General features: G+C 60.7%; 22 protein-coding genes and 4 pseudogenes. 15 read left to right on the forward strand and 11 right to left on the reverse strand.

All coding sequences use genetic code 11. From position 1 onward, the window contains the following. The first annotated feature begins 83 nt into the window (after positions 1-83). Together V1294_RS10795 and V1294_RS10800 are read left to right on the forward strand one after the other, a co-directional pair. Positions 84-716, forward strand: coding sequence for a 2-hydroxychromene-2-carboxylate isomerase (locus V1294_RS10795; RefSeq protein WP_334477686.1), 633 nt, complete (start codon positions 84-86; stop codon positions 714-716). An 80-nt stretch (positions 717-796) separates the two neighbouring features. Continuing rightward, a complete protein-coding gene (locus V1294_RS10800) occupies positions 797-1,996 on the forward strand; it encodes a CaiB/BaiF CoA transferase family protein (RefSeq protein ID WP_334496937.1) in 1,200 nt (399 codons plus the stop codon). A 35-nt stretch (positions 1,997-2,031) separates the two neighbouring features. On the opposite strand, the gene V1294_RS10805 is transcribed toward V1294_RS10800, so the two are convergent. Then, complete coding sequence (locus tag V1294_RS10805) at positions 2,032-2,709, reverse strand: glutathione S-transferase family protein (protein WP_334496939.1); 678 nt, start codon at positions 2,707-2,709, stop codon at positions 2,032-2,034. A gap of 1 nt (position 2,710) precedes the next feature. Next, positions 2,711-3,454, reverse strand: coding sequence for an SDR family NAD(P)-dependent oxidoreductase (locus tag V1294_RS10810; RefSeq protein WP_334496941.1), 744 nt, complete (start codon positions 3,452-3,454; stop codon positions 2,711-2,713). A gap of 235 nt (positions 3,455-3,689) precedes the next feature. On the opposite strand from V1294_RS10810, the gene V1294_RS10815 reads away from it, so the two are divergent. From V1294_RS10815 to V1294_RS10845, 7 genes are all read left to right on the forward strand, one after another. Continuing rightward, positions 3,690-3,908: a hypothetical protein gene (locus tag V1294_RS10815; protein ID WP_334496943.1), complete on the forward strand. Its 219-nt coding sequence runs from the start codon at positions 3,690-3,692 to the stop codon at positions 3,906-3,908. 19 nt (positions 3,909-3,927) lie between these two features. Then, entirely contained in the window at positions 3,928-4,665 is a 738-nt protein-coding gene (locus tag V1294_RS10820; RefSeq protein ID WP_334477695.1) for an SDR family oxidoreductase, read from the forward strand. Between the two features lie 15 nt (positions 4,666-4,680). Beyond that, on the forward strand, positions 4,681-5,862 hold the full coding sequence (locus V1294_RS10825) for an acyl-CoA dehydrogenase family protein (RefSeq protein ID WP_334496945.1): 1,182 nt from the start codon (positions 4,681-4,683) through the stop codon (positions 5,860-5,862). Positions 5,863-5,883: 21 nt separating this feature from the next. Beyond that, the gene (locus tag V1294_RS10830) at positions 5,884-7,014 is read left to right on the forward strand and encodes an acyl-CoA dehydrogenase family protein (protein ID WP_334496947.1); all 1,131 of its coding nucleotides are present in this window, start codon (positions 5,884-5,886) and stop codon (positions 7,012-7,014) included. Between the two features lie 53 nt (positions 7,015-7,067). Beyond that, positions 7,068-8,255: an acetyl-CoA C-acyltransferase gene (locus V1294_RS10835; RefSeq protein WP_334496949.1), complete on the forward strand. Its 1,188-nt coding sequence runs from the start codon at positions 7,068-7,070 to the stop codon at positions 8,253-8,255. A gap of 49 nt (positions 8,256-8,304) precedes the next feature. Further along, positions 8,305-9,318 (forward strand): NAD(P)H-dependent flavin oxidoreductase, encoded by a 1,014-nt coding sequence (locus tag V1294_RS10840; RefSeq protein WP_334496951.1) that lies wholly within the window; start codon positions 8,305-8,307, stop codon positions 9,316-9,318. A 133-nt stretch (positions 9,319-9,451) separates the two neighbouring features. After that, on the forward strand, positions 9,452-10,105 hold the full coding sequence (locus V1294_RS10845) for a flavin reductase family protein (RefSeq protein WP_334496953.1): 654 nt from the start codon (positions 9,452-9,454) through the stop codon (positions 10,103-10,105). Here V1294_RS10845 and V1294_RS10850 read toward each other — a convergent pair. Next, entirely contained in the window at positions 10,102-11,319 is a 1,218-nt protein-coding gene (locus V1294_RS10850; protein ID WP_334496955.1) for a multidrug effflux MFS transporter, read from the reverse strand. The two genes, V1294_RS10845 and V1294_RS10850, sit on opposite strands and share 4 nt — an antisense overlap. A gap of 95 nt (positions 11,320-11,414) precedes the next feature. After that, complete coding sequence (locus tag V1294_RS10855; protein WP_442895478.1) at positions 11,415-11,597, reverse strand: hypothetical protein; 183 nt, start codon at positions 11,595-11,597, stop codon at positions 11,415-11,417. A gap of 159 nt (positions 11,598-11,756) precedes the next feature. Between V1294_RS10855 and V1294_RS10860 the strand changes: the two genes are divergently transcribed. The 4 genes from V1294_RS10860 (at position 11,757) to V1294_RS10875 (ending at position 16,406) form a co-directional block, all read left to right on the forward strand. Next, complete coding sequence (locus tag V1294_RS10860; protein ID WP_334496957.1) at positions 11,757-12,443, forward strand: TetR/AcrR family transcriptional regulator; 687 nt, start codon at positions 11,757-11,759, stop codon at positions 12,441-12,443. 16 nt (positions 12,444-12,459) lie between these two features. After that, positions 12,460-14,781 (forward strand): molybdopterin-dependent oxidoreductase, encoded by a 2,322-nt coding sequence (locus tag V1294_RS10865; protein WP_334496959.1) that lies wholly within the window; start codon positions 12,460-12,462, stop codon positions 14,779-14,781. A 17-nt stretch (positions 14,782-14,798) separates the two neighbouring features. Continuing rightward, positions 14,799-15,503, forward strand: a complete 705-nt coding sequence (locus V1294_RS10870) for an SDR family NAD(P)-dependent oxidoreductase (protein ID WP_334496961.1) — start codon at positions 14,799-14,801, stop codon at positions 15,501-15,503. Between the two features lie 81 nt (positions 15,504-15,584). Beyond that, a complete protein-coding gene (locus tag V1294_RS10875) occupies positions 15,585-16,406 on the forward strand; it encodes an enoyl-CoA hydratase-related protein (RefSeq protein WP_334496963.1) in 822 nt (273 codons plus the stop codon). A gap of 3 nt (positions 16,407-16,409) precedes the next feature. Here the strand turns inward: V1294_RS10875 and V1294_RS10880 are convergent. The 5 genes and pseudogenes from V1294_RS10880 to acuI form a co-directional block, all read right to left on the reverse strand. Beyond that, a pseudogene (locus V1294_RS10880) lies at positions 16,410-17,413 on the reverse strand (NADP-dependent oxidoreductase). A gap of 34 nt (positions 17,414-17,447) precedes the next feature. Continuing rightward, a pseudogene (locus V1294_RS10885) lies at positions 17,448-18,316 on the reverse strand (alpha/beta fold hydrolase). Positions 18,317-18,395: 79 nt separating this feature from the next. Next, the gene (locus tag V1294_RS10890) at positions 18,396-19,178 is read right to left on the reverse strand and encodes an SDR family oxidoreductase (protein WP_334496965.1); all 783 of its coding nucleotides are present in this window, start codon (positions 19,176-19,178) and stop codon (positions 18,396-18,398) included. 98 nt (positions 19,179-19,276) lie between these two features. Next, on the reverse strand, positions 19,277-19,684 hold the full coding sequence (locus tag V1294_RS10895; RefSeq protein WP_334496967.1) for a DUF2147 domain-containing protein: 408 nt from the start codon (positions 19,682-19,684) through the stop codon (positions 19,277-19,279). Positions 19,685-19,778: 94 nt separating this feature from the next. Then, the gene (gene acuI / locus V1294_RS10900; RefSeq protein ID WP_334496969.1) at positions 19,779-20,765 is read right to left on the reverse strand and encodes an acrylyl-CoA reductase (NADPH); all 987 of its coding nucleotides are present in this window, start codon (positions 20,763-20,765) and stop codon (positions 19,779-19,781) included. 495 nt (positions 20,766-21,260) lie between these two features. Between acuI and V1294_RS10905 the strand changes: the two genes are divergently transcribed. After that, a complete protein-coding gene (locus V1294_RS10905) occupies positions 21,261-21,650 on the forward strand; it encodes a winged helix-turn-helix transcriptional regulator (protein ID WP_334477710.1) in 390 nt (129 codons plus the stop codon). Between the two features lie 272 nt (positions 21,651-21,922). Here V1294_RS10905 and V1294_RS10910 read toward each other — a convergent pair. Further along, positions 21,923-22,198, reverse strand: a pseudogene (locus tag V1294_RS10910) (HAD-IC family P-type ATPase); the annotation flags it as partial. Positions 22,199-22,330: 132 nt separating this feature from the next. Continuing rightward, positions 22,331-23,194, reverse strand: a complete 864-nt coding sequence (locus V1294_RS10915) for an HdeD family acid-resistance protein (RefSeq protein ID WP_334496971.1) — start codon at positions 23,192-23,194, stop codon at positions 22,331-22,333. 152 nt (positions 23,195-23,346) lie between these two features. Between V1294_RS10915 and V1294_RS10920 the strand changes: the two are divergent. Then, a pseudogene (locus tag V1294_RS10920) lies at positions 23,347-23,466 on the forward strand (DUF992 domain-containing protein); the annotation flags it as partial. Positions 23,467-23,547 lie beyond the last annotated feature (81 nt).

A 23,547-nucleotide genomic window follows, 5' to 3' on the forward strand; every position in this document is an offset into this window, starting at 1 on the left:
AACTGTAAAGGTAGGCGGTAGCCGGATTTCGGCTATTCTACATCAAACCTGATCATTCAATGCACGCTCCGGGAGAAGCCGACATGCCCCTGAAGGTAGAATTCCAGTTCGATTTCGGCAGCCCCAACGCCTATCTGGCGGAAGTTGCCATTCCGGGGATCGAGCGGCGTACCGGCGTGAAGTTCGAGTATGTCCCGGTTTTGCTCGGCGGCATCTACAAGGCGACCGGCAACATGTCGCCGTTCGAATCGCTTCGCGGCATCAAGAACAAGCCGGAATACCAGGCACTCGAGACCCAACGGTTTATCCGACGCCACAACGTCACGAAATTCCGTCAGAATCCCTTCTTTCCGGTCAATACGCTGATGCTGATGCGTGGCGCCGTCGCCGCCCAGTTCGAGGGCGTGTTCGAGCCCTATTTCCGCGCCGCCTACCATCATATGTGGGAAGAGCCGAAGAAGATGGACGACCTCGAAATCTTCCGGAACGCATTCATCTCCTCGGGGATCGATATCGACCGGTTGACCGCGCGTGCACAACAGGATGATGTCAAGAAGAGGCTGATCGACCTGACCAACGATGCAGTCAGCCGGGGAGCATTCGGCTCGCCGACTTTCTTCGTTGGAAAGGAAATGTTCTTCGGCAAGGATCAGCTTCGTGACGTCGAGGAGTCGATCGTCGAACAGATCAGGCAACCTGTTCCCAAGACGGCCTGACAGCAGCGACTGTCCCGGGTTAAGTGGCGAAAGCCAAATCTCTCGGACCCAAAGCAAAAGTAAACTGAGGGAGAATTCCCATGCCTGGCCCGCTTAGCGGTGTTCGTGTCCTCGATTTGACTGGCGTTGTGTCGGGCCCGTTCGCCACCATGTTTCTGGCCGATCAGGGCGCCGACGTCCTGAAGATCGAGCCGATCGGCGGCGACATCACCCGCCGCAGCCGTGCCACCATCGACAAGGACGGCGAGTTCTCCGCGCTGTTCATCTCTTCGAACCGCGGCAAGCGTTCGCTGTCGATCGACGTCAAAAGCGCGGCCGGCCGCGAGGTGCTCGCCAAACTGGTCGCGCAGGCCGACGTGCTGGTGCAGAACTTCCGGCCCGGCACCATGGAGCGCCTCGGTCTCGGCGTCGATGAGTTGCGCCAGCGCCATCCGCGCCTGATCTACGTCTCGATCAGCGGCGTCGGCGATACCGGCCCATACGTGAAGAAGCGCGTCTATGACCCGATCATTCAGGGCCTGTCCGGCTTCGCCGATATCCAGTCGCAGCCGGTCACCAACCGTCCGCAGATGATCCGCACCATCGTTTGCGACAAGACCACCGCCGTGTTCACCGCACAGGCGGTGGCGGCGGCGCTCTACGCCCGCGAGAAAACCGGGCAGGGCGATCATATTCAGGTCGCGATGCTGGATGCGATGATTTCCTACCTGTGGCCGGAAGGCATGATGCAGTACACGGTGGTAGGAGCCGAGGCCACCGCCGCAGATCCCAACGACCGGCCGGATCTCGTGTTCAAGACCAGCGATGGCTACATCACGGCCGGTACCATTTCGGATTCCGAATGGCAGGGCTTTTGCCGGGCCTCTGGCGATCCCGAGCTTGCCAAGGATCCCCGCTTTGCGACGCCATCGGCGCGTTCGGTCAATGCCACGGCCCGCATCAACAAGATGGCGGAATACATCAGCCTGCACACGACAGCCGAATGGCTGGAGCGCCTCGATGCTGCCGACGTGCCGTGCGCGCCGATCCTGCGACGGGGCGAAATCATCCACAATGAACAGGTGATCGCGCGCGGCATAATCGCGGAATTCGATCAGCCGAAGGTCGGGCGAGTGCGGCAGCCCAAGCCGGCGGCCCGCTTTGAGATCAATGAGGCCGCGATCGGCGGGCCTGCTCCCCGGGTTGGCGAGCACTCGCTCAACGTGTTGCGCGAACTGGGCTACGACGATAGCGCCATCGACAAGATGATCGCCGAACGCAGCGTGCGCGTGGCGGTCTGACGCCAAGCCGTCCCGCGCGAGGGGGTGGTCGGTTTCTAAGCTTTCGCCGGCACAGGCGTGATCGGTGTCATCGGGACGTTCGCCGCGACGGCTTGCTGATAGGCGTCCCGTTTCTTGATGCGTTCGAGATAGGGCTGCGCATTGTCGCAAATGCCGACGCCATAGGCGACGGCCCACTCAAGGCAGGTCGTGAGCAGGATGTCAGCGCTAGTAAACCTGTCGCCCATGAGGAATTGCCGTCCGTCTGCGAGCGCGACCTCGACATGGCGCAACTGCTGGCGGAAATACTCGCCGGCCTGGGCAACGACCTCGGGCGCAATACCGTAGATCGGACCGAGCGCGTCGGCCCGATGGCGGCGCATCACGTAAAGGCTGGTTGAGTCCAGCTCCGCGACGATAAAGAAACACCACTCCAGCCATGCGGCATAGTCGCGGGTGGTTTCAGGAATCAGCGAGCATTCCTTCGTGGAATACATTCGCGACAGGTAGGCAACGATCGCGGCGCTCTCGCCGATGCAGAAGTCGCCGTCCTGAAGAAGCGGAATCTTCTGGCGCGGGTTGAGCTTGGTGTATTCAGCGGTCTTGGTCTCGCCCGTTCGCGGCCCGATGGGCTTTGTCTCGTAGGCCAAGCCCAGTTCGTGCATGGCCCAATGCGGACGAACAGTGCGGCTTGTCCCAACGCCCCACAGGGTCAGGTTCGGTGTCGCGTTCATGTCACCACTTCTCCATAGAGGGACGGAGATCGAGCTCGTGGGTCCAGCCATCCCTGCTTTGCTGATGGGTGAACCAGTAGGCTTCGGCAATGGAAGATGTCTTGGTCAGGCTGTCTGGGGGAATTTCGCTTGCCTCGATCCCTTTCGCTGCTTTCATGCGCTGATGAATGGCCTCGCTGTCCACGCCGGCGTCGATCAGGAGATGTACGACGTGGATGTTCTTCGGCCCCAGCTCGCGCGCCATCGCCTGGGCCACTGCTCGAAGTCCGAACTTCGCCGACGAAAAGGCCGCAAACCCCTGGCCGCCACGCACGCTGGCCGTCGCACCCGTAAAGAAGATGGTGCCGTGCCCGCGCGGAAGCATGACGCGCGCAGCCTCACGTCCGACCAGGAAGCCGCCATAGCAGGCCAATTCCCAGGCCTTGAAGAACAGCTTCTCGGTTGTCTCCAGCAATGGCTTGTTGACGTTCGATCCCGCGTTGAAGAGGCAGACCTCGATGGGTCCGAACTCTTTCTCGATTCGCGCGAATATGCCTTGGACCTCTTTTTCCTGGCGGGCATCGACACTGAACGCGTGAATGTTATGCCCCGCAGCCCTCAGCTCGCCCACAAGTCCCTGCGACTTGGACGGATCACGCCTGCAGATGCAAACCGTATAGCCGCCCTTCGCAAAACGCCTGGCGACGGCCGCGCCGATGGCGTCGCCGGCGCCCACCAGTATCGCTACGCCGCGGCGCTCCACCATCACATTCCTCCCTTTAAGTTCCTATTTGATACTTGTAACGTAGCGTCGGATCGATGCCTTGTAAACGAGGGTTTTCAATTATGCGCGGTTGAATAGGGCAGCCAAGTTGCCCCTTTCGGGACCTCATCAAACAGGGATGATGAATTAGTGATTGACGAGTTCTAAAAAAGAACGTTAGGTAACGACGAATGTGCCGCGTTGCAGAAATGGGCATGCTTTGGTCGGGAGATCGGTCGTGGCGGAGCTTTCGGAAGCGATCAATCTCGACGAGATTGCTGTCGGCTTGCCGAGCCGCATCCATAAAGTAACGGCAAGACAGGCTGCCGAAGCCCCCGACCGGATCGCGCTGGTCGAGAACGGGGCAAGATACGCGAGCATGAGATCGCGGCCTGTTTGCATCGCGACCGAGCTGCCGCCAGGCAGGCGGCGAGATTCCAGCGACGAACTAACTTAACCTGACCGGGAGAACGCCTTTGCAAAAGAGAAACGCAACCGTGGCCGTGATCGGTGCCGGGGACTTTATCGGTGGCGAGATCGCAAAGAAGTTCGCCTCGGAGGGCTTCACGGTGTTTGCAGGGCGCCGCAACGGCGCCAAGCTCGAGCCGCTCGTCAAGGAGATCGAGAAGGCGGGCGGCGAAATTCACGCGCGTTCGCTCGATGCGCGCAAGGAAGAGGAGATTATCTCCTTCCTTGGAGATGCCGACAAGCACGCACCGCTCGAGGTCTGCATCTTCAACGTCGGCGCCAACGTCAACTTCCCGATTCTGGAAACCACCGAGCGCGTGTTCCGCAAGGTCTGGGAAATGGCCTGCTATTCCGGCTTTCTCGCCGGCCGGGAGGCGGCGCGGTTGATGCTGCCCCGGGGCAAAGGCAATATCTTCTTCACCGGAGCAACGGCAAGCCTGCGCGGCGGAATCGGCTATGCGGCTTTCGCCAGCGCAAAGTTCGGGCTGCGAGCCGTCGCACAGGCAACCGCCCGCGAGCTGGGGCCCAAGAACATCCACGTGGCCCACCTCATCATTGATTCCGGCGTCGATACCGAATGGGTGCGCCAGCGGCGGATCGAGGCGCTCGGGCCGACCGCGCTGGACGACCCCGATGCGTTGATGCCACCATCCTCGGTCGCAGAATCCTATTGGCTGCTCTATCAGCAGCCCAAAAGCGCTTGGACCTTTGAACTGGAGATTCGTCCCTTCGGCGAGAAGTGGTAGCAGGAGCCTCTCACGATGGAACTCGATCTTTCCAGCGAAGATGCTGCGTTTCGTGACGAGGTGCGCGCCTTTATTGCGGAGAACTATCCGCAGGAAATGCGCGTTCCAAACCCCGAGACCGATTTGACCAAGGAGCAGTCGCTGCTCTGGCACCGCATCCTGCACAAGAAGGGGTGGATTGCGCCGCTCTGGCCCAAGGAATATGGCGGCCCCGGCTGGTCCGTCACGCAACGATTCATCTTTGAGCAGGAAACCTCGCGCGCCGGAACGCTGCCGCCGCTGGCGTTCAGCGTCACCATGGTCGGCCCGGTCATCTACACCTTCGGCAACGATGCGCAGAAGAAGAAGTTTTTGCCGCGAATCCTCTCCGGTGACGACTGGTGGTGCCAGGGCTATTCGGAGCCGGGCTCCGGCTCCGACCTCGCCTCAGTCCGCACCAAGGCAGTGCGCGACGGCGACCACTACATCGTCAACGGCCACAAGACCTGGACGACGCTGGCCCAGCATGCCGACTGGATCTTTTGCCTGGTGCGAACGGATCCTAACGCGAAGCCTCAGGCCGGCATTTCCTTCCTCTTGATCGACATGAAATCGCCGGGCGTCACCGTGCGGCCCATCATCACCATCGACGGATCGCATGAAGTCAACGACGTGTTCCTGGAGGACGTGCGGGTCCCCGTCGAGAACTTGATCGGCGAGGAAAACAAGGGCTGGACATACGCGAAATTCCTGCTCGGCAATGAGCGTACCAGCATGGCCGGGATCGGCCGGTCCACTCGGTATCTCGGGCGTCTCAAGCAGATCGTGAGAACCGAAGTCGGCGAGGACGATCCGTCCTTCGGGGAGTTCATCAGGGAGATCGCGCGCGTCGAGCTCGATGTGCTGGCGCTGGAGGCGACCGAACTGCGCATCGTCGCGCAGATGTCGCGCGGCATCGATCCGGGACCGGCCGCGTCGCTGTTCAAGATCAGGGGCACCGAGATATTCCAGCGCATCACCGACCTGACTCACCAGGCGATAGGAAATTACGGTCTTGCCATCCGCGAGCACCCGGTAAGCGCTAACCGCTTCATGCCGGGGCCGGACTACGGGCACACCGCGACCGAAAAGTACCTGAACTCCCGCAAGCTCAGCATTTACGGGGGCTCGAACGAGATCCAGCGCAACATCATCGCAAAAGCGGTTTTGGGTCTCTGACCACATCGCACGAGGCATCCGATGGATATTCAGTTGACGGAAGAACAGGAATTGCTCCGGTCCAGCATCCAACGCTTCTTGCGCGAGCAGTACGATTTCGACGAGCGCCGCAAAATCGTTGCGAGCGATGAAGGCTGGAGTCGCAGGCACTGGAAATCGTTCTCCGAACTCGGGCTCTGCGCCGCGCCGTTCAAGGAAAGCTCCGGTGGCCTCGGTGGCGGCTCGATTGCGACGATGATCGTGATGCAGGAGTTCGGCCGCAACCTCGTCATCGAGCCGTATTTTGAGACGGTTGTCCTTGCCGGTGGCCTGATCGAGGACGTCGGCTCGGCCGAGCAGCGCGAAGCACTACTGCCGAACATCATGGAGGGCGATGCGATATGGGCGGTGGCCTGGGCGGAGGGACGATCACGCTACGATTTCAACAACGTTACCACCACTGCACGCCGCGAAGGGGACAACTTTGTTCTGAGCGGAACCAAAGCTGCGGTGGTCGGTGCGCCGTGGGCTGACAAGCTGATCGTCTCGGCGCGCACGTCGGGCGAAGCGCGCGATCGCTTTGGCGTGAGCCTCTTCGTGGTTGATCGCCATTCGGCCAATCTTCACTTGCAGGGCTTCAAGACGGTCGACGGCCGACGTGCCGCTGAACTCACGCTGATGAACGTGGAAGTACCGGCCAGCCAATTGCTGGGCCTTGAAGGGTGGGGTGTCACCGCTCTGGAGGCCTGCCGCGACCGGGCTATCGGGGCTCTGTGCGCCGAAGCAGTCGGTGCGATGTCTGTGCTGAATTCTGCGACGCTGGAGCATAGTAAAACGCGCAAGCAGTTCGGGGTCGCTCTCGGGACCTTCCAGGTGTTGCAGCACCGCATGGTCGACATGTTCATCGCGCTCGAAGAGGCGCTCTCGCTCACCCAGCATCTGAACCTCAGCCTCGCCGCCCAAGAGCCAAATGGATCGAAACTGGCGTCCGGCGCGAAGTCGAAGGTCGGATACGCCGCACGCTTCGTCGCGGAGCAGGCCGTGCAACTGCACGGCGGCATGGGCATGAGCGACGAGCTGAACGTCGGTCATTACTTCAAGCGAATAAGCTCCATCAACGTCCAATTCGGTGACCCCACCTACCATCTGATGCGGTACGCGCAGCAGAGCTAATTGTTCTTCCAACGCAGCAAATCGACTACCGCACCCCCGACCAGAGGTAAGCAATGACCGAAGCCGTAATCGTCTCGACTGCTCGCACCCCCATTGGCAAGGCCTACAAGGGCGCTCTCAATAATACCGAAGGCGCGACATTGCTGGGTCATGCCATTTCCGCTGCGTTGTCACGCGCTAACGTGGAGGGCTCCGAGGTCGAGGACGTCGTGATGGGTTGCGCCATGCAACAGGGCACCACAGGTACCAACATTGCCCGCAAGGCGCTGCTCCGGGCCGGCCTTCCGGTCAGCGTAGCCGGAACGACCATCGACCGCCAATGCGCGTCCGGCCTTCAGGCGATTGCGCTGGCTGCACGTTCGGTTATCTTCGATGGCGTGGAGGTTGCCATTGGCGGCGGCGGCGAATCCATCAGTCTGGTCCAGAACAACCAGTTCAACAGCTTTCATGCCGTCGATCCTGAACTGCTCGCGATGAAAGGGGATGCCTACATCGCGATGCTGGATACCGCCGAGATCGTGGCGAAACGCTACAATATCTCGCGCGAACGTCAGGACGAATACGGCCTCGAGAGCCAGCGCCGGACGGCCGCGGCCCAGCAGGGCGGCCGCTTCAACGACGAACTCGCACCGATCAAGACGAGGATGGCGCTCACGGACAAGGCAACTGGTGCCGTGTCGTATCAGCAGGTGACGCTGTCGGCCGACGAAGGGCCGCGTCCCGATACCACGGCCGACGGTCTTGCTGGCCTCAAGCCGGCAAAGGGACCGGGCTTCACTGTTACCGGCGGCAACGCAAGCCAGCTCTCGGACGGAGCCAGTGCCACCGTCCTCATGAGCGACAAGCTGGCAGCACAGAAAGGATTAAAGCCACTCGGTATCTTCCGCGGCTTTGTCGCAGCGGGCTGCGAGCCTGACGAGATGGGAGTGGGGCCGATCTACGCCGTGCCCCGGCTACTCAAGCGTTACGGACTTAAGATCGATGATATCGATCTCTGGGAGTTGAATGAGGCTTTTGCGGTGCAGGTGATCTATTGCCGCGACAAGCTCGGGATTAACCCGCAAAAGCTTAACGTCAATGGCGGATCGATCGCAGTCGGTCATCCCTACGGCATGACCGGAGCGCGGCTGACTGGCCACGCCTTGATCGAGGGCCGCCGGCGCAAGGCCAAGTATGCTGTTGTTACCATGTGTATTGGCGGCGGCATGGGTGCCGCCGGCCTCCTCGAAATTGTCCACTGACGAACAACGGCCAGTAAGGCGGTACATTTCCAACCTATCGGAGGCACACGTGAAGACTGCAATTACCGAGATGTTCGGCATCGATCATCCGATTATTCAAGGCGGAATGCACTATGTTGGGTTTGCCGAACTCGCCGCCGCGGTGTCGAATGCCGGCGGGCTCGGAATCATCACCGGCCTGACGCAACGGACTCCGGAACTATTGGCCAAAGAGATCGCGCGCTGCCGCGACATGACGGATAAGCCGTTCGGTGTGAACCTTACTTTCCTGCCGAGCTTCACAGCGCCGCCCTATCCGGAATATATCGCCGCTATCAAGGAAGGTGGCGTCAAGGCGGTGGAGACCGCCGGCCGCAGCCCCGAGCAGTACATGCCCGCGCTGAAAGCCGCCGGCATCAAGGTGATCCACAAATGCACCTCGGTGCGGCACTCGCTCAAGGCCGAGAAGATCGGCTGCGATGCTGTCAGCGTCGACGGCTTCGAATGCGGCGGCCATCCCGGCGAGGACGACATCCCGAACATGATCCTGCTGCCCCGTGCGGCGGACGAACTGAAGATTCCATTCGTGGCGTCGGGCGGCATGGCCGACGCGCGGAGCCTCGTCGCGGCGCTGTCGATGGGGGCGGCCGGCATGAACATGGGTACCCGCTTCATCGCCACCAAGGAAGCGCCAGTTCACGACAATGTAAAGCAGGCCTTGGTCAAGGCGACCGAACTCGACACCGTGCTGGTCATGCGCGCGCTACGCAATACCGAGCGCGTCTTGAAGAACAAGGGCGTCGAGCAGTTGCTGGAGATCGAGCGCGACAAGGGCGCAGGCCTGAAGATTGGCGACATCCACGAGCAGGTCGCTGGAGTCTATCCGAAGGTGATGATCGACGGCGATATGGATGCGGGCGCGTGGAGCTGCGGCATGGTCGCAGGGCTCATTCGCGATATCCCAACGGTGAAGGAATTGATCGACCGCATCATGGCGGAGGCCGAACGAATCATCCGTCAGCGCCTGACTGGCTTTCTCAATGATGCCGAGCAAAGGCCGGCTGTCGCCCGGGCGATCGCGTGAGCGTTTCCCCACGGGTATGCTGCTGCCGGATGTTCTGACGAGAGGCCCACGCATAGTCATGCGTGGGTTGATCGTTATTGATGAAGCTGGACTGGCCAGCGATGGATGGCCTTCGGCAGCCTCGGGGAAATTTATGGATCTGACCGACTTCCACTACTACGAGCCTTCGAGGGGCCACGGACTCAGACATAATCCGTTCAACGCGATTGTCGCGCCGCGTCCGATTGGCTGGATTTCGTCGCGCAACGCGGCTGGTCAACTGAATCTCGCTCCATACAGCTTCTTCAACGCGTTTCTCTACGACCCTCCGATTATTGGGTTCTCCTCAATTTCGTGGAAGGATACCGTAAAAAACGTCAGCGAGACCCGCGAATTCGTCTGGAATCTGGTCACAATGGATCTGGGCGAGCGCATGAACGTGACGGCGACGCCTCTCGATCACGGAGTGAGCGAGTTCGAAGCAGCAGGGCTGACGCCAATACCCGGGCGCCACGTCGCTGTGCCGCGGGTAGGCGAGAGCAGGGCCTCTATGGAATGCAAGGTCGTCGAGGTCTCTCAGTTGGCGAATGCGCGCGGTGAGAAGGTTGAAGGATGGTTCGTACTCGGCGAGGTCGTCGCAGTATACATCGACAAGTCCTTGATCGAGGACGGCGTCTACAACACTGCACTTGCGCGTCCCATACTGCGCGCCGGCCGTGGTGGTGATTACCTCGAGGTCAAGACAGAGAACATGTTCGAGATGCCGCGCCCGCCAGGCAGCAGCAAACCGGAGTTCCATGGCACCTAATGGGGAGCAGGTGACCTTAGGCCCCACGCGTACAGTGCGAGCAGTGAAAACGCGCTCAACACGACGCCGAGCGCGAACATTGCTTCATGCGACACCGTGGCGGCAAGCCATACGCCGATTGCGGCGGTCATCATCTGCCAGAAACCCAGCAGCGCCGAGGCGGCGCCGGCTTTCTCCCCGAATGGCGAGAGCGCCCGCGCCGTCGCCAGCGGACTGACAACGCCCATGCCGAGGAGAAATAGACACATCGCGCCCAGAAACGGCAAGAAAGTCGGGCTGGTCATCGAGATGAGCAGGATCGCAACGCTGCTGGCGGTCGTCGCCCACAATCCTGCCCGGATCGGGCCATCGAGCCCATAGCGTGGTGCCAATTTCGTCGCCAGCATTCCGGCGGCGAATACGATAAAGACGGTGCCGGCGAAGAACAGGCCGAGCTGGATCGGCGTGAAGCGCATCGCTTCAATGAATAAGCGCGGTGCAGCCGAAAACATGGAGAACAAGCCGCCTATGATCAGACTCGCGGTTGCAGCCGGGATAACGAAGCGACGATCGCCAATCAGGCCAGCATAGGTCCTGACGATGGCGACCGGGTTGAGCGGAGTGCGGATCGAATGGTGGGTTTCGCCGAGGACGATGCCGTAGGCAATAGCGCCAACAGCAGCGAAAGCCGCGACGAGAGCGAATTCGGAGCGCCAGCCAAAGCTGTGATCGAGTGCGCCGCCAAGCAGCGGCGAGAAGCCGGGGGCTGCGGACATTACGATCATGATGAGCGCCAGCGCCCGTGCCAGTGCCGCCCCACTGAACATGTCGCGGGCGATGGCGCGAGACAGCACAGACGTCGCGCAAGCGCCTGCAGCCTGCACGACGCGGCCGGCCAAAAGATTAGGTAGGTCGTTTGCCAAACCGCACCAAACGCTGCCGCCGATGAACACGGCAAATCCGATCAGGACCGGCCAGCGTCTTCCATAGCGATCCGAAAGCGGTCCAACCACGAGCTGGCCCAACCCGAACACTGCAAGATAGACGGTAATGGCGGAGGTGACCGCCGCGCTCGTGACATTCAATGAGATCGCAATTTGTGGCAGCGACGGCAGCAAGATGTTGGTCGCCAGCGTTCCCATGGCGGCCAGGACGGAAAGGATCGCGATCGGCAGGGCGCTGGAGACGGGAACGTCCAGCGGCGCGGTCTTGATCGTCTCGCTCTGGTCAGCCATGTGAACTTTCGCGCTGATAGGAATAGGCAGGTTACAAGATGGCGAACGACGCGGTTCGCGTCGCTCGCCGGGCCTTTTTTGCAGGATCGCCCGCGCTAGCCGCGGACGACGCGCTCGATCGCGATGGCGGTGGCTTCACCGCCACCGATGCAGAGGGCGACCACGCCGCGCTTGAGGTTTTGGGCTTCGAGTGCATGCACTGGCAATACGTTGCCCATGAAAACCTCATCGATCCGCTCGGGCGCCAGCTTGGCCCGTTCCAGCGCCGCGCCGATCACGTGGGAGCCGGGCGGCGGAAAGGATGACGACGGGGTCGGAAGCAGCGGCCATGGCGAACTCTCCTGTTGATAGGTGTTGTTATATGACGATAGTCATATAAGATAGCCGGCATTGCAATGAAATGTTGCCGTGACCGTCAAGGAAGCGCGGTTCCGGAATTGCTCGAAGGGATGGAGACGGTTCGTACAGCCGGTCACCTTAGGACCTTGCACGGAGTGGCGATGCGATACGGAGAAGACCACAGGCGTCAAACCCACAATCGGATCGTTGAAAATGCGTCCTACGGTTTGCGCCAAAAGGGCGCGGAAGGGCTCAGTGTTGTCGACTTGATGAAGCTCGCGGGTCTCACGCACGGCGGCTTCTATAACCATTTCGTTTCGCGTGCCGCGCTTGTCAGCGAGGCGATCGCCTTTGCAATGGATCAGACCACCGAGCGGTGGAAAAAACTGGCGAACGGGAAAACCAGCAGGGAGCGCTTCGAGGCGTTGATCGCCGATTATCTTAGTCCCCGGCATCGCGACAATCCTAAACACGGTTGCGCGCTCCCAACCCTGGCCGTCGATGTCGCGCGATCGAGCCCGAGCGAGCAGCAGGCCCTGACTTCCAAACTGGAGAAGATGATCGATGCCCTTGTCGAGTTGCTTCCCGGTGAGCCACCTCGACAGGCCCGCCAAATCGCGACGGGCGCTATCGCGACCATGGTGGGATCGATCGTGCTGTCGCGTGCTGTCGGCGCGGGGAAACTTTCCGACCGCATCCTCGATGCCGGCCGCAGGACCGCCGGCGGCCGGATTCGGAAGCCGCAGCGAAGAACCATAAAGGCGATGCGCTGCGAAAAATCATAACATAAGGGAGGTCAACATGACGGCCGGCAAGTGGCTTAAGACGGCCTGCAACCTGTGTTACGTCAATTGCGGAATCGAAGTCTTGGTGAATGACGGGCGCCTCGAGAAAGTACGGGGCGACCGTTCGAGCCCGAAATCACAGGGCTATTTGTGCAACAAGGCGACCCGGATTCCATATTATGCGCATCACAGGGATCGGCTCACGACCCCGCTGCGTCGTCGCGCCGACGGCGGCTTTGATGCAATCGGGTGGGACGTGGCGATTGCGGAAATCGCGGAGCGGCTGCGAGACATCGTCGACAGGTATGGCGGCAAGAGCATCGCCCTTTACGGCGGCGGCGGGCAGGGCAACCACGCCGGCGGCGCCTACGCCAGTGGATTGTTGCGCGCGCTGGGTTCGCGCAGCGTCTTCAACGCCCTTTCGCAGGAAAAAACCGGCGACTTCTGGGTCAACGGCCACATGTTTGGCAGCCAGACGTGCCACACCGCCGAGGACGTACATCATTGCGACCTCCTGCTGGTCATCGGCGCAAATCCCTGGATCGCGCACGGTTTCCCGAATGCGCGCGACCATCTCAATCAAATCCGCAAGGATCCCGCGCGTAAGCTGATCGTCATAGATCCCCGGCGGACCGAAACCGCCGAAATGGCGGATCTGCATCTCGCGGTTCGTCCGGGCACGGACGCGTTTCTCCTCGGTGCGCTGCTGGCTACGCTTGTCCGGTCCGACCGAATCGACCATGCGTTCATTCAGGAGCACACGATCGGCTTCGCGGAGGTGAGGCAAGCGCTGTTAAATGTCCCCATTGAAGAATGGGCTGCCGCCGCCGATATCTCGATCGCGGATCTGGAGCGTTGCGCCGCGATGATCGTCGCGGCGAAGGCCATGGTGGTCCGGGTCGAGCTTGGCATCCAGCAAGGCATCAACTCGACGCTCAATTCCTACCTCGAAAAGCTTTTGATCATGCTTTCCGGCAATTTCGGCCGTGAAGGTACCAACCAGTTGCATAGCTGGCTTCAACCGCTATGGGGCAATTCGCCTAACCAGACATTCGCACCGACCGGAGACGCGATTATTGGGGGCCTGTTGCCGCCCAACATCTTCCCCGAAGCGGTGCTCAAGGACCATCCCGACCGGTTGCGTTGCGCCTGGATCGACAGTTCCAATCCCGCCAACACGGCAGCAAACACCGAGGCCGTGGAACGCGCGCTGCGCTCGCTGGAACTGTGCGTTGTGGTCGACGTTGCGATGACCGAAACCGCACGGCTCGCGCATTACGTTCTCCCGGCGTCCTCACAATTCGAGAAAACCGAATTCACCCTGTTCAACTTCGAATTTCCGACGAACTATTTTCACGTTCGTGCCGGTGTATTGCCGCCGCTCGCCGGCACCTTGCCGGAGCCCGAGATCTACACGCGGCTTGCCATCGCCCTGGGGCGTCTACCAGGTGACAATGTGCTCGCACCCCTGCGTGAGGCTGCGCGGCGTTCGCGAGCCGATTTCGCCACAGCCTTTCGTGCTTTCATCGCGGAGAACCCCGGCGCAGTCGCTGCCCTGGTGCTCTACCATACGTTGGGGCAGACGCTTCCGGATGGCACGGCGGCGGCGGCACCCTTGTGGGGTGCGGCGCTGGCTTGCGCGAAGCGATCGCCGCAAGCGGTGCGGCGAGCGATGGGCGCATCGGACGAGGTGACGGATCATCAGCTCGGCGATCTCCTGTTCGACACTATCGTAGCCACCCGGCAGGGCACTGCCGTTACCCGGCACGACTATGACGAGGTCTGGTCATTGATCAGCCATTCGGATCGCAAGGTTCGGCTGGTGGTCCCGCAAATGTTGGAATGGCTTGCGCGTCTCGATCCGCAAGCAGCGGGCGTGCCAAAGGCGTTCCCGTTCATGCTGGCGGCTGGTGGTCGCCGCATGTTCAATGCCAACCAGATCTTTCGTGATCCCGCGTGGCGTCGCGAGGATCCGGACGGCGCCATGTTGATCAATTCCAGCGATCTGAGCGCCTTGGGCGCGAAGGATGGCGACTGGATCGCTGTCGAGTCGGTGGTCGGGCGGCTCGTCGTCCGCTGCAAGGTCGATGACGCCATGCGGAATGGCCAGTTGGCGCTGCCGCACGGCTACGGTCAGGCATACCCCACGTCGGACGGAGAGCGCCTGATCAATGGGCCGCGCATCAATCTGCTCACGGAGAGTGGCAACCGCGATCCTATTGCGGGCACGCCCTACCACAAGAACGTCGCGGTTCGTCTGGCCCTGGTGTCCGCGCACGAGGCTGCCTCCCATCAGTCGCAGTCCGAGCGAATTCATATGAGAGCGGCCGGACAATAGCACGAAGGGAGCGAAAAATGACCGAGAAGCCAATCGCGATCGTGACCGGGGTAGGGCCGGGCACTGGAGCTGCCATCGTCAAGCGGTTTTCTGCAGGCGGATTCCGTATCATAGCGCTTGCTCGCTCGGCGGAGCTCATCAATCGCCTTGCGCAAGAGCTTCCCGATGTGCACGCGGTGACCTGCGACGTCTCAGATGAGAGCCAGGTACGGACCGTGGTCACCGACGTAAAGCGCCGTTTCGGCGCGGCCGAAGTTCTCATCCACAACGCGGTAGGGGGAGGCTGGGGCAGCTTTCGTGAGATCGACCCGAAGATGCTAAAGGGCAATTTCGAGGTCAACGTGATGGCCTTATTGTACCTGGCGCGCGAAGTGGCTCCTGACATGATCGATCGCGGCAAGGGCACGATCCTGGTGACCGGAAACACGTCTTCGATCCGAGGCAAGGCCAATTTTGCCGGCTTCGCTCCGACAAAGGCGGCGCAGCGTATATTGGCCGAGTCGATCGCGCGTGACATGGGGCCTCTCGGCGTCCACGTCTCCTATGTTCTCATCGACGCCGTGATTGACACGCCCCGGATGCGCGCGCGGATGAGCGACAAACCGGATGAATTCTTCATCAAACCTGCCGCCATCGCCGCCGAGCTGTACCATCTCTACGGTCAGGATCGATCGGCTTGGTCATTCCTCACGGAACTGCGGCCATTCCACGAGAATTGGTAACGCTGGCCGATCAGCCATAGCGGCGTAACGGGCTTACTCGTTCTAAAGCTATCCAGACGCAGGACATGAAAGGTCACAACCATGACGGATGGATCAATCTCGATTGATACCGGGACGGACGAACTGCTGTGTGCGATCCGGGATCGCGTCGCCGTGATCACCTTGAACCGACCCGAGGCGCGAAATTCGCTATCCGACCATCTCACGCCGGCGTTGCGTCGGATGGTCAAACGCAACGGTGACGATCCGGACGTCGGCGCACTGCTGATTACCGGCGCAGGCAGCGCTTTCTGTTCCGGCGGTGACGTCAAGGGGATGGGCGGCAACTCTGCCGCACCGGCCATGTCATTCAGCGACAAGGTTGCGCGATTGCGGGAACGTCAGCGAACCCTGACCGGCGTGCTTGTCTCGGTGCGTAAGCCCACCATTGCGGCCCTGCCGGGTCCGGCGGCTGGCGCTGGGCTAGCGATCGCGCTCGCCTGCGACATTCGAATCGCAGCCGAATCCACCATCATGACGACTGGTTATGCCAGAATTGCGCTCACGGGCGATTACGGCATTTCGTGGCTGTTGACCCGGCTGGCCGGGACGGCGCGTGCCCGCGAACTGATGTTCTTGTCCGAACGGATCGATGCACGCCGCTGCGAAGCGCTGGGGCTGGTAAATCGCGTGGTGCCTGATGTTGACCTGCAGAAGGAAGCGTTCGCATGGGCGAGGACGTTGGCGAACGGTCCGGTGAGCGCCCATGCCGCCATCAAGGATAATCTCGACCTTGCGTTATCGGCTGACTTCCTGACGTCATTGGATCACGAGGCCGAGAAGATGGTCGTTGCGGCGGGTACGACGGAGCACGCCGAAGCCGTGCGGGCCTTCATCGAGAAACGTATCCCCAGTTACAGGTGAGGCTTATTCCCCGATTCTGATGACGACCTTACCCCTCGCGCGCCCCGTCTCGACGTAAGCCAAGGCGTCCCCAGTCTTCTCAAACGGGAAAGACTTGTCAACGATCGGACGGATTGCGCCGGATTCGATAAGGGAAGCGATCTCGCTCAACTGTTGCCCTTCCGCTCGCATGAACAGGAATGAGAAGTGCACACCAAGGCTTCTGGCTTTCTTTCGCACACCATGACTCAGCACGCGCATCACCAGTTTCAGGATCAGGTTCAATTTTAGTGCCTTGGCGAATTCCGGGTCGGGCGGCCCCGAGATCGAGATGAGGAGGCCACCTGGTTTCAGCACGCGCAGAGATTTTTCAAGCGCCCTGGTGTCCTGGCTGTGCAGGACCAGATCGTAGCCCGACAAAATCTTTTCGAAATCCTGCGTCTTGTAGTCGATGACCACGTCTGCGCCGAGACTCTTGACCAGCTCGGCATTTTTCGTGCTCGTCGTCGTCGCAACTGTCGCGCCGAGATGTTTGGCGAGCTGGATGGCAAAAGTCCCCACACCACCGGAGCCGGCCTGAATGAAGACCTTTTGACCGGGTTTCACGTTGCCCAACTCCACCAGCGCCTGCCAGGCGGTCAGCCCCACCAGCGGGATAGTGGCGGCTTCTTCCATGCTGATGTTCTTGGGCTTTAGTGCCACGTCCGTTTCATTCATTGCAATGAATTCCGCGAATGTTCCGATCCGATGATCGCGCGGTCGTGCATAAACCTCGTTGCCCGCCTTGAACCGCCTGACCTTCGGGCCAACCCGGACAACGTCCCGGCAACATCGTGCCCCAGAATGAAAGGCGGGCGATACGGCAGTATGAGCTTGAATTCTCCGTCCCTGACTTTGGAGTCCAGAAGGTTCACAGCAGTTGCATGAACTCGAACCAGGACATCATCGTCCCGCAACTCCGGCTCTGGCACGTTGGCTAGGCGCAGAGCGCCCTTCTTTTTGTATTTATCGACAACGAATGCCTTCACTGTGTCTTCTCCAATTTGAAATATCGTCGCGGTGTCAGGCCTCGAGAAAAGACAGGGCCTTCGGCACGAAATCGGCGTGGTTCTGGAAAATCCCGCCATGCCCGGCATCTTCGTAGATAACCAGTTGCGCGCCCGGGATACGGCGCGCCATATCGGTACTGTTTACGGTCGGCACCATGATGTCGTTATCGCCATTCGCGATCAGTACCGGGATCCGAATGCTTCCGAGATCTTGAGGCGCCTGCCGGCCCCAGGTCGTGATCGCCTTGAGCTGCCGCAAAAAGGCGGCGGGCGTAGGTCCTTTGTCCCGGTTTGCCTTGCGCTCCTTCAGCCGTTCCAGAAAGGCTTTTGCGGCTCGGCGGCCGTTGGCCGTGGACGTGAAAAACAGGTAGAATTTCGGGTCTCGCAGCGTCAGCAAACCCTTGATTATGAGTGGCCAGGACACCGGCCCACCTTGTCGATGCCTTTGCCCCCCGCCGGGCCCGTGCCGGTCAGAATGAGTTTTCGCACGAGGTCCGGTGCCTTCAGCACGATGTCCTGTGCCACAAATCCGCCGAGGGAAAAGCCGAGCAGATCGACCTTCTCGAAGCCCAGCGCGCGGATCAGGGCAATCGCGTCTCGCGCCATCTCATCAATCGTCACAGGCGCCGTTCCGCCTGACGCACCGATACCCCGGTAATCCGTTGCGATCACGCGATGCCTGCTGGCGAGGCCGTCCACAATCCGGAGATCGAAATTGTCCAGAACTGCGCCCCAATGGTTGAAAAGAATTAGTGGCACGCCGCTGCGGGGGCCCAGGTCGCGATAAGCAAAAATAGTCCCCCCAACACCGATCGAAAGGTTCGGCGCATCGATGTAGCGCGTACCCGATCCGAGGTAACTGACAGAACTGGATGCCTTCATGATATTCTTTCTCTCGACCTTTCCTGGATGCTGACGCTCCTGTGCGGGAGCGACGCAGGTCTGCCGCCGCGAACGCCAGTCACCACTTCTCGACCCACGGCCGCAGCACGACTTCGAACGCCCACGTCGACCGATGCTGGCGATGCAAATGCAGGTAGGTTTCGGCGATGCGGTCCGGGTCAGCCATGTTGTCGTCGACAGTCGTTCCTGCCAATCGGTGCGCGCGGGTACCGTCTTCCTGAGTCCAGCCAATCGCCGCGTCAATCGGTACATTTGCCACGTGGATACCCTGCGGCATCAATTCTCTCGCCATGCTTTGTGCGAGTCCGGACTTGGCATGACATGCCATCGCAAAGGCAGCGCTCATCGGGAAGCCTTTGAGCGCCGCGCTTGCGTTCGTGAAGATGATCGTTCCTTTCGTTCCCCCGGGACCTGGTCTGTTCTCTCGCATGAGTCGAGCAGCGTGCTGACCCACCAAATACGCGCTGAACGCTGAGTTCCGAAGTGTCTCGAGCGCCATGCTTGGGTCAGCTTCGGTAATCCCCTTGCGGAAAATGCCGGGAACGCGGCCGTCGATATTATGCACGACAAGCGTCGGTGCCCCCAGGTCTCGAACGACGCTCTGGAACAGCAATTCCACGGCCGCTGGTACGGTAGCATCGCAAGCGTATCGGCGCACGCCGTGCGTCTTCTCCAGATTCTGCAGGACCGATTTTTCTGGATTCCTGGCTGCGATGCCGACGCGCACGCCGTTTTCGGCGAACAGCCTGGCGCAACTTGAGCTGATGCCCGGGCCGCCCCCAACGATGATTGCAACGTCCTGTACGGAAGGTGGAGTGTCGTGTTGATCCAATTGAGTCATGTTTCGTGCTCCTGTGCGCGTCGTAAGCAGATGAACGAGGGCGCGTTTTATTCCTGGCGTTCCCAAATCTGCGAACGCCCCAGCATTGACACGCCAATCTAGCCGCGCACGTTGAGCTTCTTGCCGCCTTCGGTCAGCTGGATTTTGCTGCTGTAGACCTTGCCATTGTCCGGATCGAGGATCTTTTCGGCGGTATATTCGGCGCCTTCCTTCTTCAGGCCGCTCAGGATTACCAAGCCGATTACTGGCACATCCTTGAGCGCGCCTTCGCATTTTTCACATTTCGGATTCCGATCTTCGGACGGGGCGCGGAGCACCCTTTCAATCTTGCCCTGCAGCGTGCCATTTGCTTTCGTGATGCGGATAAGTGCTCTCGGTTTGCCGCTGGCGTCATCAACATTTCTCCACAAGCCGACAGGTGAGGCATTATCCGCCCAGGCCCCGGAGAACATGAGTGCAGCAGTCAGGGTGAGCGCGAGAACGCCTGATTGTTTCAGAATACGCATTCCGATGGTCTCCAAAGGAGTGGGGCTTATTGTCTGTTTCGATGCCGCGTGGTTCGATTCTCGTCGACGTTTGACCAAGCGGGTCGCAGCGTAGTTACGCATTCACGTCGATGACCGTGCGGCCCTGGACCTTCCCCGCGAACATTTGGCGCACCACGTCGGGAACCTCTGCGAGGCCGACCACCTGCATCGTTCGGGCGAGCTTGTTCAGGTCCAGGTCGCGAGCCAAACGCGACCACGCCTTGATTCGCGCCTCCTGCGGGGCATTCACCGAGTCGATTCCAGCAAGTGTGACGTTGCGCAGGATGAACGGCAGAACCGTTCCGGGAAGATCGGTACCCTGAGCCAGGCCGCACGCCGTCACCACGCCGCGGTACTGCGTCTGCGCCAATACGTTCACCAGCGTATGACTGCCGACGGAGTCGACAGCGCCAGCCCAACGCTCGCGCGCGATAGGCGCTCCGGGCTCCGAAAGCGTCCGCCGATCGATGACCTCGGCCGCACCGAGGCTCCGCAGATAATCGGCTTCTTCAAGACGTCCAGTTGATGCAACGATGCGATAACCGAGATCGGCGAGGAGAGCGATCGCGATCGAGCCGACGCCGCCATTGGCGCCGGTTACGACGATATCGCCACGCTGCGGTGTGATTCCGCCATGTTCGAGGGCCAGCACCGACAGCATCGCGGTGTAACCGGCCGTGCCGATTGCCATGGCATCCTTCGTGGATAAGGGAGCGGGGATCTTCACAAGCCACTCGCCCTTGATCCGCGCTTTCTGGGCGTAACCGCCATGGTGGGTCTGGCTCAGTCCCCAGCTGTTCGCGACAACGCGCTCTCCGACGGCGATGCCGGGATAGGAGGATGCTTCTACCGTTCCAGCAAGATCGATACCGGGAATGAGAGGAAACTGGCGAATGATCTCTGCGCGCCCGCTTTTGGCCAGCGCATCCTTGTAGTTCACGGTCGAATAATCGACGGCAACGGTAACGTCGCCGGGCATGAGATCTCGCTCGTTCATTTCGACCACGCTGGTCGAAATCTTGTCACCTGTCTTTGCAGCCAGCAGCGCCTTGAACGTCATCGCCATATCCTGGATTGGAGTTTCGCTGTCCACGCACCTAGGGTCGCGCCGCCTGATCGCAAGAAGGCACAATTAAAGCGGATACTATCATTTATGTAGGTATCCGCCGCGTGCCCGCGTGGAGCCCGCCCCTGGCCGATATGACAGCGGGCCTGACATGGCGACGCAGCTGCCCGAAACGCGAGCGGGCAACCTGCTATGCCGAGGCCCGTCCGTGCGGTTGGTCTGGCGCGGGCTGTCGACGAGCCCTCTGCCGCGATCCTGCCACTGTGCGGCTGTCATCTGTTGTATTACGATCGTCATGTGATATGACTACGTAAATCAAGAGCTGTTCAATGGCGTCGATGGTTACATCCGAAGGCGCCAACGGGGCATGTGTGGCCGGGACTTTCGGCGCCATGGAATAGGCTTCACGCTCAATGGACCCCAGACTAGGCCTCTTCGTGCCGTCAGAACGCACAATTATAGCTGATACTATCATTTATGGAGGTGACCATGCGTCCAAGAAGGTTTGACGCGAAAAGCGGATGCGCGGTCGGGGTGACGCTGTCCGTCATTGGCGGCATGTGGAAGCCGCTGATCCTGTTTCATCTCTTCGCGGGCAAGAAGCGGTTCATGGAACTGTCCCGAGCCATCCCTAACGCCACGCAGAGGATATTGACCCTTCAGTTGCGCGAGCTGGAGGCCGATGGCGTGATCGTGCGCCGTGCCTATCCGCAGATTCCTCCGAAGGTGGAATATGAAATCTCTGCCTTCGGCCAGAGCCTGGGGCCCGTACTGCTTTCGCTTCGGGGTTGGGGCAAGCAATATGGAGGTTCAATTGAAGGCGTCTCTCAGCCACACCACGCGCCTGAAGATCGCCAGCTAAACGCATGCGCCCTGTAACGGTTGAATGAGTGATCGCGGACCCTGTTCTGCATACACATCGCCTGCGTCGGCCGACTTGAGACGTCTCACGCTCGCGCCACTTCCATCGCCAGCTCGGGTTCTTCCCGTCGAACGCTGACGCGCTTCATCATGAGCGGAAAGCTGCCGCTTCAGGTGGTACGGCTCTGCCGCTTTCGCAGGCTTGTGCCGCAAGCGAGCCTTGTCCCACGCATTTATCCGAACGACTTGCGTCGTGATGTCGAATTCCAAATAGGAATTAGCGGCGCACGACTGGCGAAGATCGCTCGTCCCTCCTCAACGGCCGCAACGATCGTGGCAAAGTTGTCGTCGGCAAGCACCATGTCGGCGACCTCCTTCGAGACGTCGGTCCCGGTAATGCCCATGGCGATCCCAATGTCGGCGGTCTTGAGCGCGGGAGCGTCGTTGACGCCGTCCCCGGTCATGGCCACCGTCATGCCGTCGCGCTGTAGAGCTTTGACGATGCGCAGCTTGTGCTCGGGGTTGACGCGGGCGTAGACCGACACCTCGCGGACCGTCTGCTCCAGCGCCTCTCGACCGTGTCGACCAAACGCCAGTGTTCGCGTGCCCGAGATCTGGCGACCGGCGTTTGCGTCTACTGGACAAGCAAGGGTTCGAGAGGCGTCCTGCGCTGGTTTGGCTTGGTCTCCCGACCGCGATCAAGGTCTGACGCAGCGGTGGAGTTGCGGGTGCAAAGTAGATCCCGGAGGGCAGGTTGGCGCCGTAATGCAGCGGTGGAGTCGCGGATGCAAGGTAGATCCCGGAGGGCAGATTGGCGCCGTAACGCAGCGGTGGAGTCGCGGATGCAAAGTATATCCCGCAGGGCATTCCGCGGCCACCAGCGTCACGTCCGGCACCGTAAGCCGAGAGTCATGAGGCGAGAACGGCATAGCTTGGGCGCTTAACGCGACCAACGATGCCACCAAGGCAGCACGAGCAAGAGGAAAATAAGACCTGATCAGCATCATCCAGCCGCTCTGTCGCCAATGCGCGAAACTCAGCAGGCATCGAATGGCGCCCGATGCGATGAGCAGCGCGCCGAGGAAATAGGTCAGGACCAGGGCGCCGGACGCTGGCTGCACGAGCAGCACGAGTCCGAAGGTGAGATAGAACGCGCCAAGCAGGACCTGCCACAGTAAGCCGCCCCATCCCTTGGTCCAGAAAGCATGCATGGTCTCGAATGCTCCGGCCGCGATCGCCGTCAGCCCGATCAGCTTGACGCTGATGATGGTTGCGAACGCGACGTCAGTGAGCGCGAAGATGCCGGCGGCAATCAGCACGATGCCAAGAAGCGCGCAGACCCAGAGTGGAGGAGGACCCAGAGCTTCGATGCCGGTTCGGCTGTCATAGGCTGTCATGCCATCCTCCTGAGCGGTGATGGTTCGATTGGCACGCGTCGGATGGTAGCTTCCAGCCCGCAATGCCAACATCCGGCGAAACCCTGAGCAACGGGGCGGGAATGTTCCCATTGGCCTGACTCGAGTCGCATCGATCTCGCCCAAGATCCGCCGATACGAGCTCATCGCCGTCCTCTCGGACCCAGCGTCAAATTGGTTACGCCGGGGGCGAGATTGAATCCGATCGACCGCTCGATCGACAGTCAACGAGCTGAGCGGCTTCTACTTGACGATCAGATGGGCAAGGGTATCTACTTAAGCGGCGGCGGCGCTACGAGTTCGACTTAAGGGTGTCACACGCTGGCACCCTGTCTTGGATTGTCTTGGCCAGGAACTTGCGAATCGGCCCAGACACCCTGCGAGGAAGTTACGTGGGCGCGAGCGGCGGGGCAGACTGACATTCACTAAGGGCTCGCGAGCTCAAGTATCTGGACTTACCGGGCCCGCGGTGAGCAGGAAAGGAACTGGACCGATGCGGT

The organism is Bradyrhizobium sp. AZCC 1678 (genome assembly GCF_036924765.1).
GTDB lineage: Bacteria > Pseudomonadota > Alphaproteobacteria > Rhizobiales > Xanthobacteraceae > Bradyrhizobium > Bradyrhizobium algeriense.